The 12875-nt window shown below is 57.6% G+C and carries 12 protein-coding genes; 3 read left to right on the forward strand and 9 right to left on the reverse strand.

The window, feature by feature from the left end; all coding sequences use genetic code 11:
* Positions 1–52: 52 nt before the first annotated feature.
* From ACR0NF_RS09955 to ACR0NF_RS09965, 3 genes are all read left to right on the forward strand, one after another.
* Entirely contained in the window at positions 53–1561 is a 1509-nt protein-coding gene (locus ACR0NF_RS09955; protein WP_216602361.1) for a DUF1214 domain-containing protein, read from the forward strand.
* A gap of 201 nt (positions 1562–1762) precedes the next feature.
* A complete protein-coding gene (locus tag ACR0NF_RS09960; protein ID WP_170361226.1) occupies positions 1763–3208 on the forward strand; it encodes an IS1182 family transposase in 1446 nt (481 codons plus the stop codon).
* Between the two features lie 299 nt (positions 3209–3507).
* A complete protein-coding gene (locus tag ACR0NF_RS09965) occupies positions 3508–4881 on the forward strand; it encodes a transposase (RefSeq protein ID WP_170361228.1) in 1374 nt (457 codons plus the stop codon).
* A 153-nt stretch (positions 4882–5034) separates the two neighbouring features.
* On the opposite strand, the gene ACR0NF_RS09970 is transcribed toward ACR0NF_RS09965, so the two are convergent.
* The 9 genes from ACR0NF_RS09970 to ACR0NF_RS10010 are packed head-to-tail and all read right to left on the reverse strand — an operon-like array spanning position 5035 to position 12830.
* A complete protein-coding gene (locus ACR0NF_RS09970) occupies positions 5035–5415 on the reverse strand; it encodes a citrate/2-methylcitrate synthase (RefSeq protein WP_437438583.1) in 381 nt (126 codons plus the stop codon).
* Positions 5396–6223, reverse strand: a complete 828-nt coding sequence (locus ACR0NF_RS09975) for a citryl-CoA lyase (protein ID WP_170361230.1) — start codon at positions 6221–6223, stop codon at positions 5396–5398. Before ACR0NF_RS09975 ends, ACR0NF_RS09970 begins: the two co-directional genes overlap by 20 nt.
* Complete coding sequence (locus ACR0NF_RS09980; protein ID WP_170361232.1) at positions 6220–7413, reverse strand: CaiB/BaiF CoA transferase family protein; 1194 nt, start codon at positions 7411–7413, stop codon at positions 6220–6222. Before ACR0NF_RS09980 ends, ACR0NF_RS09975 begins: the two co-directional genes overlap by 4 nt.
* Positions 7410–8855: an aldehyde dehydrogenase family protein gene (locus ACR0NF_RS09985; protein ID WP_170361234.1), complete on the reverse strand. Its 1446-nt coding sequence runs from the start codon at positions 8853–8855 to the stop codon at positions 7410–7412. The genes ACR0NF_RS09980 and ACR0NF_RS09985 overlap by 4 nt, the downstream gene beginning before the upstream one ends.
* Positions 8852–9544: a hypothetical protein gene (locus ACR0NF_RS09990; protein ID WP_170361236.1), complete on the reverse strand. Its 693-nt coding sequence runs from the start codon at positions 9542–9544 to the stop codon at positions 8852–8854. The genes ACR0NF_RS09985 and ACR0NF_RS09990 overlap by 4 nt, the downstream gene beginning before the upstream one ends.
* Before the next feature lie 8 nt (positions 9545–9552).
* The gene (locus ACR0NF_RS09995) at positions 9553–10542 is read right to left on the reverse strand and encodes an agmatinase family protein (RefSeq protein ID WP_171186054.1); all 990 of its coding nucleotides are present in this window, start codon (positions 10540–10542) and stop codon (positions 9553–9555) included.
* Positions 10539–11414: an arginase family protein gene (locus tag ACR0NF_RS10000; protein ID WP_170782105.1), complete on the reverse strand. Its 876-nt coding sequence runs from the start codon at positions 11412–11414 to the stop codon at positions 10539–10541. Before ACR0NF_RS10000 ends, ACR0NF_RS09995 begins: the two co-directional genes overlap by 4 nt.
* Positions 11414–12088, reverse strand: a complete 675-nt coding sequence (locus ACR0NF_RS10005; RefSeq protein ID WP_170361242.1) for an arginase family protein — start codon at positions 12086–12088, stop codon at positions 11414–11416. The genes ACR0NF_RS10000 and ACR0NF_RS10005 overlap by 1 nt, the downstream gene beginning before the upstream one ends.
* Positions 12081–12830, reverse strand: coding sequence for an arginase family protein (locus ACR0NF_RS10010; RefSeq protein WP_170361244.1), 750 nt, complete (start codon positions 12828–12830; stop codon positions 12081–12083). The genes ACR0NF_RS10005 and ACR0NF_RS10010 overlap by 8 nt, the downstream gene beginning before the upstream one ends.
* Between the last annotated feature and the right edge of the window lie 45 nt (positions 12831–12875).

A 12875-nucleotide genomic window follows, 5' to 3' on the forward strand; every position in this document is an offset into this window, starting at 1 on the left:
GATACCCAATTCTTTTGGGGTTCTGCGCCCCCTAATCTGAGGAGACACAACCGTGTTCAAGCCAATAAAAACCTTTGTACGTTCTGCGGCCCTTGCCGGTCTACTGGGCTCTGGCGCCGTGGTCCCGAGTGTCAACGCTCAACAGACATTTGATGATACAGGTGATATTCTTGCGAGATCTGCACAGGTCGAAGATATCGAATATCAGATCATGGTTCAGCGTGCGACGCAGACTGCCCTTTGGGGAATGCCAGCGGCGGGTATGATTGACTTCCTGAAAGGGATCAGGCGCGACCTCGGCGGCGATTACAATGATGTTGTCTATTTGAACAAACCATTTGATTCCAGACATGGTTTCTTAACCGCCAACGACGTGACGGCCTATTCATGGGCTTCAATGACGTCCGCGCCCGGTCCGCTGGTGATCGAGGTTCCTGCAGCCAACGACAAGGTCGACTATTTCGGGTCTATCGTAAATGCATGGGATCAGCCTATTGCTGATGTTGGGCCAGATGGGTTCGACAAGGGTAAGGGCGGCAAATACTTGCTGCTGCCCCCGGGATATAACGAGAAGTCCTTGGAAGAGCTGGAAGCTGCTGGCTACTTCCCGTTTGAGACGGACACCTTTGAATCCGGCTTCTCCTTTCGTCCACGCCTTTACAACGGGGCCACGGATCTTGATGCGGCGGAATATGCCCAGACCATCAAAATCTACTACCTGTCCGAGGCCGACAACCCGCCTCCGACTACTTATCACGAGGCATCTGAAGTGCCTTATGACTCACTGCCCTATTACAACGAGACCTACTTTCAGGATCTGAACGACTATGTTCAGAACAACCCGATCCGTCCGCAGGACAAGATCATGATCAATTTCCTGAAGGATCTGGGCATCGAAAAGGGCAAGCCGTTCGAGCCGACGGAGCGTCAGATGAAGGCGATGAACGAAGGTTTGGTTCTGGCCTATGCCTCTATGCAGCGGTATTTTGTCGAGCCTGGCCTTGCAACTATCCCGTTGTGGAAGAACGAGGATGGCTCGCTCAAGAACCAGTGGTTGGTCTGGGATTTTGCAGAAGGGCAACCACAGGCAGGTTTCCCGTATGAGACAGACACCGAGGTTTTGGTCGATGACCGGGCTGGTGGTACCTATTTCTGGATCACATACCTGCCCAAACAACTGGGTGGCGGAACCTTCTACCTTACGGGTCTGCGCGACAGCGACGGCGAGATGTACGACCATAACAAGACCTACAAGCTGAACGTTCCTGCGGATACGCCTGCGGACAACCTGTGGTCAGTCATTGTTTACTCAATGGAGACGAAGAGCTTTATCCGCAATGTTGATCCTGTCGGTTTGTCGTCGCGAAATGAAGACACGATGCAGGTCAATGATGATGGTTCTTATGACATCTATTTCGGCCCCGAAGCGCCGGAGGGCAAAGAAAGCAACTGGATCCCGACGACAGAAAGCTACTTCCTGCTCTTCCGTCTTTACAGCCCGACGCCGGGCTGGATGGAAACTGGCTGGATGCTTGGAGATGTGGAGAATATTTCCGACTGATAATTTGGCTTGGGCGCCGGGCGAAATGGGCATCTGGCGTCATTTTTTTCTGTGTTAGCAAAAAAGTGTTTTCAATGAAGTCTCTGAGAGCAGCCATGCACCAAAACTGTACGTAGGTCAGCTTTGTCCGGAGGCTGTGTGAAAACTCCCGCTGTTGCCGGAGAGATGGTATGCTTTCGGCATTGGATGTGGAGGCATTCCATGGGGCAGTTTATCGAAGGCGTGGATCGACATCAGGCGATGTTGTTGCCCGAATGTCTGGACGATTATGTTGACGAAGACAGCGCCGTCCGAGCGATTGATGCATTCATCGATATGCTCAGCTTGGCGGATTTGGGTTTCCAAACCTCACCAGCCGCGACCGGTCGGCCTGGTTATCATCCTGGACTTATGCTGCGGGTCTATCTCTACGGATACTTGAACCAAATTCAGTCTTCGCGGCGGCTAGAGCGGGAGTGCGGCCGCAACCTGGAACTCATTTGGCTGACGGGCCGATTGAAGCCCGACTTCAAGACGATTGCCGACTTCCGCAAGGATAACGGTCCGGCGATCCGCAAGGTATGCCAACAGTTCGTCGCTCTATGCCGTGACATCAATCTGCTGGATGGAAACCTGGTCGCCATCGATGGCAGCCGGTTCAAGGCGGTGAATGCCAAGGCCAAGAACTACACGCGCGGCAAGCTGCGCCAGAAGCTGGGTGAGATCGACAAGGCCATTGAGCGCTATCTGGGTGAACTGGATCGCGCGGACGAGGTGTTTGAACAGACCGGCACCGTGTTGCCCGCGGCACGAATGGAACGCACGCTGAGAAAGCTGGAACATCTGCAAAAGGAAGCGGCGCGCTACAGATCAATCGAGAGACGCATGGATGAAACCGGCGAAACGCAGGTGTCTCTGAGCGATCCTGACGCGCGATCCATGGCCACAACGCCCCGCATGCCCCGCGTCGTTGGCTACAACGTACAGACGGCGGTTGAAGCCGAGAACCACCTGATCGTCGCGCATGAAGTCACCATGCATGGATATGACAGGGATGCCTTGTCGATGATGGCGGCGGCTGCGCGCGATGCGATGGCCTTGGATCGGATCGAGGCCATAGCCGACAAGGGGTATTACAAGAGCGAGGAAATCCTTGCTTGCGAAGAAGCCGGTATCTCTGTCGTCGTTCCCAAGCCTCAAACCTCGAATGCCGGAGCCCGGGGCCAGTTCGACAAAGCCGACTTTGCCTATGATGCGGAGAACGACGTTTATATCTGCCCCGCTGGCGAGCAACTGAGCTACCGGTTCACGGGGCCACAGGACGGCAAAGCTATCAGGGTCTACTGGTCGAGCAATTGCGAAAGCTGTGTCATCAAGGACAAGTGCACCACTAGCAAACAGCGCCGCATTCGCAGGTGGGAACATGAAGACGTGCTGGAACGCGTACAGCATCGGCTGGACCAGGACCCCACCCAACTGGCTGTTCGCAGCATGACCGTCGAGCACCCCTACGGCACGATAAAATCGTGGATGGGAGCTACACACTTCAAGATGAGACGGTTGAAAAACGTTGCCACGGAGATGGCCCTGCACGTTCTTGCCTACAACTTGACCCGTGTCATGAAGATCATCGGCATCCCGGCTTTGGTTGCCGCGATGAAAGCCTAAAAGGCGCCTCCTTGGCCAAAAAACAGCATCCCGAAGAAGCTAAATCGTCCCGATGGCCTCAGAAACGGCACTCTGGCCAAATCTGAAAGATCAAAGAGGACAAATCGAAAAAATACGCTCCAACACCCAACCCCGGGGAAAGCTGCACGAACCTAGCCCGTTTCCACACAGCCTCTCCGCTCAGCGGACCTTCGCCGCACGCCACATCAAGGTCTGCAATGCGGAGATAGTGTTGAAAAAGTCGGTTGATTGGTTGGTCTGGCGCTGATTCACTCGTTTTGAGAGTGGAGGACTTAGCAATGATGGGACCGAGGCAGGTGGCGCAGGGTGCGCTGTTTTATGAGTTCTCGATTGACGAGTTTGTTCCTGCCGATCACTCTCTACGCGGCATTGATCGTTTCCTTGACCTGTCAGACGTTCGACCGCTTCTGGCACCGTCTTATAGCGCGCATGGTCGTCCTTCGATTGACCCTGAGTTGATGATCCGGATGCTGTTGTTGGGCTACTGCCAAGGCATCAGGTCCGAGCGCCGCCTTTGCGAAGAGGTGCATGTCAATCTGGCGTACAGATGGTTTTGCAGGCTCGACCTGACTGACCCGGTGCCTGACCATTCAACTTTCTCGAAGAACCGGCATGGGCGTTTCCGGGAGAGCGGTTTGTTCCGACATCTCTTCGAAACCGTTCTGAGACGCTGTATTGATGAGGGTTTGGTTGGCGGCGAGAGTTTTGGTGTCGATGCCAGCCTGATCCCGGCGAATGCCAACCAGACACGCGGGATTGAAAGCAAGGAAGGTCTGCCCCCCGAACTGACCACCCGCGTGGTTGAGGAATATCTCGAAACGCTGGATGACGCCGCATTCGGCGCGTCCACCAAAGTCGTCCCCAAATACATCTCGCCGGTGGACCCTGCGGCGCGCTGGACAGGCGCCGATGGAGGGGCCGCATTCTTTGCATATTCCACCAACTACATGGTGGATTTGGACAATGCAGTCATCGTGGATGTGGAACCATCCGTACCGATCCGAACCGCGGAGGCCTTTGCCGCGCGACGGATGATCGACCGCATCACGGATCGCTTTGACATGACGCCAGACAAGTTGGTTGGCGATACAGGCTACGGATCGGCAGAGATGCTGGGCTGGCTGGTCGAAGAACGCGGCATCGCCCCGCACATCCCGGTCTGGGATAAATCCAAACGGACGGACGGCACATTCTCACGCGAAGACTTCATCTACGACCCCGCGACCGACAGCTACTCATGCCCTGGCAACAAGGAGCTGCGAACATATCGCCGGAACTTCTCCAAACCGCGAAAGCCGAACGGCGGCAAAGACGGGTTCATCAAATATCGAGCGTCAAAGCACGACTGCGACGCATGCCCATTGAAGGCAAATTGCTGTCCAAAACAGCCAGCTCGAAACGTGCTTCGCTCCGTCCACGAAGCAGCACGCGACGCCGCCCGCGATATCCGAAAAACAGACGCCTACATGACCTCGTTCATTCAAAGACGGAAAGTCGAGATGCTGTTTGCCCACCTGAAGCGATACATCGGCGTGCCGATGATGCGACTTCGAGGACCCAAAGGTGCATATGAGCAGTTCCAACTCGCAGCCACAGCTCAAAACCTAAGGAAACTCGCAAAACTAGCCCCGCAACCAGAACCAACAGGCTGAGAGGAACATCCCAAGCGGCTTTTGCCATCGCTCATCGGCAGTTCCAACGTCGACTTTTTCAACACTATCCGGACAAAGTGCAAGTTCGCGGCGCTTGCACCAATGGCCGCTTGATTGCTCTTCGCTGACGTCAGAACAAGTGTGAAATTCGTATCATTTCTCACTTGGGGTGAGATATGTCCAAAGACGATCTTTAGGTAATGGACCTTTGTTACGACCGCCTTGTTGGGTCTGCTCCCAGGCGTGTGCCAGGATGCCCACTGACCTAGAAAGGCAGAACAGTCCACTCGCGAGTGAGGCTTTAAAGCCAAGCTCGACGTAAACTGCGGCGGTCGCGCCATCGATGTTCATCGGGATTGCGCGACTTTTGATATCTGACAAATACCCCTCGATCTGCGGTGCGAGTCTGGCACAGGCCATAACCTCAATTGCGTCATATTTTTCCAGTGTTTTGAAATAGATGCCGCTGATGCAGCCGCAAACGATAGCTCCGGCCTTAAGAGGTTTCGTCGGTTTAGCTCTCCGATTTAACACCAATGTATTCCGGCAGATAGCGCGGTGGCATTGGCCCTTTGTTCCGGCCGCCCTGCTGCATCTGTTCCCAGCCATGAGACAAGACGCCTACCGAGCGGGAGAGACAGAACAGACCACGAGAGAGTGGGGGCGGAAAGCCCAGCTCGCAAAAGATAACAGCCGTGGCCCCATCGATATTCATTGCGATCTCAGTGCCGCGCTTGCGTCCGATTTCCGCCTGAATAGCCTCGCCAATGTCGGCAAACCGCCCATCCACCGTACCGGACTTCGCGGCCTCGCGTACCAACGCCATCAACCTTGGTGCGCGGGGATCGACGGGCTTGTGGAAGCGGTGGCCAAAGCCCGAGACAATTTTGCCATTTTCCTCACGCCAGGCGGCGATACCGTCGCGGACGGCACTTTCATGTTCAGCGCCGTCATCGATCCGTTTGGCGATGTCGAAATAAAGTTCTGCGCATTGTTCACCGGCGCCGCCATGCACGTCACCCAGCATATTGACCCCGGTTGCCATGACGTTGTTGAGCCCCAGCCCGCAGGTCGCGGCCATACGGGCGGCGGCAATCGAAGGCGCTTGCGGACCATGATCCACGCCCGCCACCAGCGCACATTCGAAAAGCGCCGCCTGTTCTGGCGTGGGCATATCGCCCCGCACCATGAGCCAGATCATCTGAGCAAAGCTAACAGAACCTATAAGGTCCTGGATCGGGTGGCCGCGAAAGGCGATCCGCCCTGGAGCCATGTCGATGATTGCGGTGCGCCACCAGTGGCGCATGTCATCGACCTCTTTGCGTTCTGAGGGGGCCGTCATATCGCGTCTTCCTTTTTCAGGTCCGAGATCTGGGCATTGTTATAGCCAAGTTCGCTCAGGATATCGGCTGTATGTGCACCCAAGGTCGGGGGCGGCGAATCGACACCAGGGGCCGTGCCATCAAGCTTGGCGCCGATCCCGACCAGTTGCAGATCCTCAGATCCTATACGGTGGGTTTGCAGCAGGCCCCGATCGGCAAGCTGCGGATGCGTCAACGCCTCAGGCACCGACCAGACAGGCCCTGCGGGAACGCCCTGTGCTGTCAGCTTGTCGACCCACTCATGGGTGGGGGCCGTGGCAAAGGCCGCTTCCAGTTCGGCGGTCAGGGCGGGCCGATTGGCCAGTCGGTTCTTTCGGTCGGCAAAGCGTGGGTCCTGCGCAAGGGCCGGGTTGTCGAGGATCCCGCACAGGGCCTCGAACTGTTCTTGCTTGTTGGCGGCGATATTCATCACGCCATCGGCGGTTCTGAAGGTGCCGGATGGGCTGGCGGTGAAATTATCGTTGCCGTTTGGAGTGGGTGCCTTCCCGGCGATCAGATGGTTTGACACCACCCAGCCCATTGTCGCAATGACGGCCTCGAGCATCGAGACGTCAATGAACGTGCCGCGGTCTTCGGCCTTGTTAGCAAGCGCAGCGGCGACGGCGAAGGCGGCCGTCATCCCTCCGATGGTGTCGGCCATCGGGTAGCCCACCCGGTAGGGCGCGGTGTCGGCATCGCCGGTGATCGACATCACGCCGCTCATCCCCTGCACGATCTGGTCATAAGCGGGCAGTTTCGCCAGCGGGCCATCTTGGCCGAATCCGGAGATCGCACAATAAACAAGGCGCGGGTTTTCCTGACGGAGCGTCTCATAGTCAAGGTTCAAGCGCGCCATCACCCCGGGGCGGAAGTTTTCGACTAGGGCATCGGCCTTTTGCACCAGCTCCTTCAGGATGCGTTTTCCGGATGCCGATTTCAGGTTCAAGGTGATCGACCGTTTGCCCGGATTTTGCGCCAGAAAGGAAACGCCCATAAGGTCGGCGTTGCGCGCGGGATCAGCCCCCAGCTGGCGCGCAAGATCACCGGTGCCCGGGGTTTCGACCTTGATCACGTCGGCCCCCATATGGGCCAGCTGATGACAGCAGAACGGACCGGCCAGCACATTGGTCAGATCAAGAATGCGAATGCCCTTCAAAGGTGCCTGCGTCATTGTCCGCGCCCCTCGTGTACAACCTTGGCTACTGTGAAAAACTCGCGGCAATAGCTGCCTTTTTCCGGCGCGCCATAGGATGATCCTTTTCGGCCCGTGAATGGCGCGTGAAAATCCATGCCTGCCGTGGGAAGATTGACTTGTACCATGCCTGCCTCGGCGTTCTGCGAGAAATGGTCGATCTTGGCCGCATCCCGCGAGATGATGCCCGCTGACAGGCCGAACTCACAGTCGTTGGCGCTGGCAAGGGCGGCCTCATAGTCCGGCACGCGCAACACAGCGGCGATTGGCCCGAAAATTTCATGCCGAGAGATATCCATTTGCGGCTCGGCCCCCACGAACAAGGCTGGCTCCAAATAGTGCCCCGGCGTGTTCAGAGTAATTTGGTCACCGCTGATGAGCTCCGCGCCTTCGGCCTGCCCTCTCGCAATATAATCAAGGTCAATCCGCAATTGGTCGGCGCTCGCAACCGGGCCAATATCGGTGTCAGGCGCACGCGCATCCCCGATCCGAAGCTTTTTCATCGCCGCGGTCATCGCGCTGACAAATTGATCATGAATTCCGTCTTCAACAATCAGCCGCGAAGACGCTGTGCAGCGTTGGCCAGTTGAGAAGAAACTGCCCTGTATGGCGCAGTGAACTGCCAGATCCAGATCCGCGTCATCCAGCACAACCAGCGGGTTCTTGCCCCCCATTTCAAGCTGCATTTTTGCCCCGCGGGCGAACAGCGCAGCCCCCATATTGCGACCGACTGGTGTGGAGCCGGTGAACGTGACCCCGGAAACCTTGGGGTGTAACACGATTGCCTCCCCGACCTCACGGCCTTTGCCCATCACAAGGTTGAACACACCCTCGGGCAGCCCCGCACGGGCAATGATGTCGGACAACATCCACGCAGAACCGGGCACCAGTTCGGCAGGTTTGAACACGACCGTATTGCCATAGGCCAGAGCGGGCGCAATTTTCCATGCCGGGATCGCCAGCGGGAAATTCCAGGGCGTGATTACGCCCACGACGCCAATGGGTTCGCGCAGAACCTTAAGCGACACACCTTCGCGCAGTGATTGGTAAGCGTCGCCGGTGGCACGATAGGCTTCGGCCGCGAAGTATTTGAACAAATGCCCGGCGCGATGTGCTTCGGCCTTGGCCTCAGGTAGGGTTTTGCCCTCTTCGCGGGCCAGCATGTCGCCCAGCTCGTCCACACGGGCGAGGATTTCCGACCCGATCCGGTCCAGCACTTCGAACCGGACCAGTGGCGATGTTGCGCGCCATTTCGGAAAAGCGGCAGCCGCGGCCTCGATCGCATCGGCAGTCTGCGCGGCACTGGCCTGCGCATAATCCCCGATTGTGTCGTTCAGGTCAGATGGGTTGATGTTTGGAACTGCACCACTGCCAGCGGCCCATGTTCCGGCGATATAGTTGGAAAAGGGATCTGCGGTCATAGTACTTCCTCAAGAACTGGTCGCCACCCGATATCTTCATGCCGGTGGTCTACAGTGTTCACATAAAAATAGGTCGGGCCGTGATAGCCCCGGCATACCCGCCCATCGGCACGGTTGGCGACAGGTTCGGCGGTCCAGCTGACCGCCCCGAACCAATTCCACAAACGGTTATGAGGTGAGGTCAGGTGATCCGGGCGAAGCGGGGCTGCACCATTGGCTGGGTCCGGTTGGGGCGCGTTTGACACGGCGGCACCGCCCACCAACGCATCCCATTCATTGGGCCCAGTCGCACCCTGATAGGGGTCATTTCGGGGCGTATCACCACCGGTCAGCAACCGGCATCGAAACGTAGTGCCATCGATGGACACCTCTGTGCCATAGACATACCCGGCATCGTCCAGATCCTGCCAGCTAACGCGGCTCATTAGCATCCGGTCGGCCACCAGATACCGGGTGCCTCCCTGTTGAAACACATGCCAGTTCAGGCGTTTGGTCGGGTCTTTGGGGCTGTCAGTGAGCGCCCAGTTGTCCCAATCCGGGTCACGTTCAAATTCCGGGAGGTTACCGGGTTGCAGACCCTCGTAGGGGCAAAGCGCTGCAAGATCCGTGATCCAGGGCCGGGTTGCCGGGGCAAGGATCTGTCCTGCATGTGATAGCCCACCCAATTGCCGGGTTCCGATATATTTCATCATAGCTCTTACACCGGTCGCGTGCGGAAGCGCCGCAGGACCCGGAACAGCATTTCCGCCGCCAGGAACTCCGTGCGTTCTGAAGGATCAAGCGGAGGTGAGACCTCGACAATATCCAACCCGCCCAAGGGGGCCTCGGCCAATCCATCCAGCAGGTCGTAGTACTGACGCGGTGTAATGCCGCTGTGCACGATGGAACCCGTGCCGGGAAGGTAGCCGGCGTCCATCGCATCAATGTCAATCGACAGATATAGCTCGTCGCACCCCTGCATGGCATGCGCAAGGGCCTGACGCATCACCTCGGCCGCGCCGAGTTTTTGCACCTCGCCAGATGAAAATACCCGTCCGCCCTGCTCTTCAATGAGCGCGAGATCGCCGCCATCGACCCAGCCCGTGATGCCGATCCAGACCATATTGGAGACATCGATGTTGGGCAGTTCGGAAATCCGGCGCGCGTTGGTTGCATGGTTGTGGCTGCCCCACGCCCCCAGCCGGTCGGAGAAATCGAGATGACCATCGATTTGGATATATCCGAAGCGCGCGTTTGGCGAACGTTTGGTCAGCCCACGGGAATAGCCCAGACAGGCCGGGAAGCTGTTATAGTGATCACCACCCAGTGCCAGTGGGATTGCCCCTGCAACGGTCAGCGTTTCGGTCATTGCAGCGATGGCTTCGGTTGTTGCGTCAACGTCCTGCGCTGTGATCTCTGCGTCGCCGCAATCGATCAGCCAATCGGTTGCAGGCACAGTACGGCGGCTTGTATCGGGATCAAAGCTGGCTCCCTGCGGACGCAAAGATTGCAGAAGACTTGTCGCCCTGCGCAATGCTTCGGGGCCGAACCTTGTGCCAAGGCGGCTGGAATGTGTCCAGTCGCTCGGCATGCCGACCACGCCGATCTTATCGGGACCGACCTCGGCCACGTCGCGCAAAGGCCCATCAAACAGCCGATATCCCGGTTGTGACAGAGGCGGGTGAAATGTGGTATTAGCTGCAGTCATGTCAGTACATTTTCCTTGGGAATTGGGCGCACCGGTCGGTCAATCCCAAAACCGAGGCGCGCATAGATGAATGCCAAAAGAGCCGTGACCATCAGTCGTTGGCCAACCTTCACCACACCCATTCCGGGCCTGCTCGGGTTCAGACCGGTCAACATGATGGCACTGACCTCGTGCTGTCCCAGGGCGCTGAGCCATTGCACCACTGTATCAAGGTCGCAGCCTCCCAAACGGGGCCGATCACAAAGCGCGCTGAGCGATGTTTCAAACACGGACAGATCAAACTGCACAAACAGCGGCTTTGATACATCCCGCCACCTGGAAAACGCGGCAAGCTGCGCGGCAGTGTTTTGGCTGCAGGTCGTGCCACCCCCGTTTGGCAGGGGCGATACATGAAAGTCGCGCGCATCATCTGGCGTACCGCCAAGCTGCACAGTCTGACACTCAGGCAGCTCGCTCTGCACTGTCTTGGACAGGCAATCTGACCCACCCAATATTATGGCGCAGGCACCATTGCGGCTGATCTGACGCGTCGCGGCCTTCAATGCCGCGTGGATCGCGTCCTCAGATCCTGCCGCTATATCTCCGAGGTCACAGAGCCGCTCGTGCAGACCGTCGGTACTGATGTCCTGACGTGCATCGACATCTACCGGGTGACTGAATTGTGGGTTTGCGTGCCAACCGAAATAGACCGAGGTTTCGCGCAACGCACGCGGCGCCAGGGACTGCCCGGCATGCGGCGCGCTGGTGTCTTCAAACGGGACGCCCAGCACTGCCAGATCACCGGGCCTGACATCTTCAATTGCTTTGGTTTGTGCGCGCATAAACGACAGTTGCCCTGCCATGCGCGGCAATGGGGCCGATCGTAAAGGCATCAGCCAGCTCCTTTCTCTAGACGCTCAGTCACTGCCTGCAAGATCGCCAGCGCGGCGCAGGATTCCGTTCTGCCACGATCGTCTAATGCCGGGGCAAGTCCGAAAACTGCTGCGGCGGTGACATTGCCTGGGGTAGTGTCAATTTGCGCGATCATCTGTGCAGGTGACATCCCGGTCAGGCGACGTGGGTGCGACACCCATTTGCCCGCAAGCTCTTGTAAATCCACAGAAAGGATGACCGGTTGAGCGTGAGACAATTGGCCTGCAACGCCCCCTGTGACCTGAATGACAGGAACATCAGCACCTGTGACTTTTTGTGTCGCGATTCCAAGCGCCTTCAGTCCGCTGGAATCTCCGCCAACCAGCACCATCCGCGCGCCGGTTTTCAGAACCGCCTCGCATTGCGAGACAACTGCAGAAAAATGCTTATCCGGCTCAAGCGGAAATACATTCACGTCCCCTAGGTCAATGGCATTCGCGGGGGCCTTTCCGGGTTGGGAGGCGTATCGTAATTGCCTTGCGAGGTAGCGTTGCTCTGCTGCTGGTCGGTCGAGATTGTCACAAAAATATCCTGCTACCGCGACTTGCCCAGGCACGAGGTCTTCCAGATCGCCAACAGGCATGCCCAGAAAACTGGGGATCCCGTCAAACTGTATTTGCGCCGCATCACCCATGACGCAAAGCCGCGTTCAGGGTTTCAATGGCCGCCAATTCCGACATGCCACGCGTGTCGCGGGCAGGCGCAAGGCCAGTGATCACAATCGCCTGCCAGCGGCAGGACATTGCCCCAATGACAGAAACCAAGGTTTCGGGTTTCATTCCGCCTGGGTTAAGGCCGATAGCACCGGCTGCATGCCCCAGATCAACGACCGATATGTCGATCCAGAGAACAGCGCGCTCGGGCGTGTCAGAAAAGTCTGCGTGCCCTTCATCCAACCACCGGGCGGTACGCCAATCCATCGTGCGCTGAGCGATCTGATCCCAAACATCGGCAGGTTGCCCGCCATTCAAACCCACCCAAATCGTGTTTGATGGTCGTTCTGTAAGATCACGCCGAGCCAGTGGCATGGCCGCGACAACCGGCAGATCAGGCAAGGCCCCCAGTACAGCAGAGGCGACATCAGACGCGCCACCCAGAACGACGGGCACAATGCCGCGATCCACCATTTGCGCCACAAGCTGTTTCAATACGCCGGACCAATCGCCCGACAGGTCCAGATTACCCAGATCCCGACCATTTACAGGCAGGCTAGTTCCAAGCTGTCCGGTCATCTTGCGCAGCGCATCCGGTGCCAAGGAGGCGCCGGAACGTGGCCCGCTATCGACTTCGCTTGGAACACCCAAAAGCCCGACAGATCCTGCATCGCATTGCGAAATCTCGCCAAATGGCAGGCCAGCATAACCAGTTGTTATCATTTGTTTCTGCGCGCTATGCATTGCCAGATGCCTTCATTATTTGCG

The organism is Ruegeria sp. CF4, assembly GCF_056537345.1.